This window comes from Aequorivita viscosa (assembly GCF_900106795.1).
Lineage (GTDB): Bacteria > Bacteroidota > Bacteroidia > Flavobacteriales > Flavobacteriaceae > Aequorivita > Aequorivita viscosa.
The window spans coordinates 1-1,489 of record NZ_FNNS01000059.1 but is presented as its reverse complement, the minus strand read 5'-3'; the positions used below and the strand labels follow the sequence as shown (position 1 = coordinate 1,489).

General features: G+C 32.6%; 2 protein-coding genes. Both read left to right on the top strand.

Annotated elements, in window-relative coordinates; genetic code table 11:
• The first annotated feature begins 69 nt into the window (after positions 1–69).
• Positions 70–477, top strand: a complete 408-nt coding sequence (locus BLW28_RS15505) for a TPM domain-containing protein (RefSeq protein ID WP_083540892.1) — start codon at positions 70–72, stop codon at positions 475–477.
• Positions 478–682: 205 nt separating this feature from the next.
• On the top strand, positions 683–1,300 hold the full coding sequence (locus BLW28_RS15500) for a hypothetical protein (RefSeq protein ID WP_092842595.1): 618 nt from the start codon (positions 683–685) through the stop codon (positions 1,298–1,300).
• Positions 1,301–1,489: the final 189 nt, after the last annotated feature.

Sequence of the window (1,489 nt, the reverse complement as noted above, 5' to 3'; positions counted from 1 at the left end):
ATATGAAGAGAAAGCCATTCTATTTTAAAACGTAAAAAATTATATATTTGGAAAAACTAACAGTTCTAAATAGGGGAAGCTTACAAAATAATAAACGATTACGACAGCATTTTCAGTTCTTCACAAAGGAAAGAACTGTCGGACATTATTTATAAATACAATATTGAAACCACACGACAAATAGTTGTTGTAACAATTGATAGTATAAATCCATATTCTGACATTCAAAAAATGGCGACGGATTTGGGAAAATATTGGGGAGTTGGAACAGCGGAAAAAGATAATGGACTGATAATTCTGCTTTGTAAACCTTGTCAGAAAATAGGAATTGCAACTGGATTTGGAACGGAACTTATTTTGACTGACCAAATTTGTAAAAATGTTATTGACCAGACCATCATTCCTGAATTTAAAAATGGAAAATTTTATGACGGAATTAAAAACGGAGTGGCTGAATTAATAGAAAAATGGAAATAAAAGTACTGTGTACAACAATGTATAACCGCAATTACGGCGGATTCGACTACGTCCGAATCCACTCGGAATTGCTAAGACCAGTTCTAAAACGAAAAACCTCGTATATTTATCCGTAACTGCGGTTATACCAAACGTTGGCGCTAATTTGAAAAAAACGACATTGATAAAGAATTTCAGCATATTGATTTTTAAACAAACCAGAGTAGTGATAAGCATATTTGCCTTTGCAATTTTGTTTATACCTGTTTTGTTGCTTTCAAGCCAAATTGACAATTCAATTTTACAATTAGTGATTACTGCTCTCGGAATAATTGGACTGTTTGGAATACTCTTTTATTTCTCTTATGGACGACTAAATGTGAGTTGTAAAAATGATACACTACATTTTGAATGGCAAAAAAAACTGCTTTTTGACTATGCGAAAATCCCAGACATTAAACTTAATGAAATAAAATGCCTTGTGATTGACCAAGGACAAATCTTAAGAAAAATAATCACGGACAAGGTTGAAATAACACTCGGAAATAATCGCCCAAATAATGTTTTAAAAAGCGATTCGCAGGCATTTATAAATTTTCTTTCAAAAGAAATTCAGGACAAAGAAATTATTGATAGTTGGGATATTTGGGTTGAAAAAGGGTTTTTAAAATGGGCATTAAGAATTAACACAATGATTCTTATTGTTGTAATTGGAATTTTAGGATTTTTTGCTGTTACTAAAGGATTTGAAAAAATTCCCCCTGCAAGTTTCTTTATGCTGATTTTCCTTTTACCACAAATGATTTTATATCAGAAACAAATGAAAAGTAAAATAAAAAACTAGCGCCAACAATGTATAACCGCAATTACGGCGGATTCGACTGCGTCCGAATCCACTCGGAATTGCTAACGCCAGTTATAAACCGAAAAATCAACGTATATTAACCCGTAACTGACGGTTATACGAGACCGTTGTGGGAGAGTTTATAGAGGTAAATTTTGATGAAGTTTACCGTAAATCAGCAACCAAAAG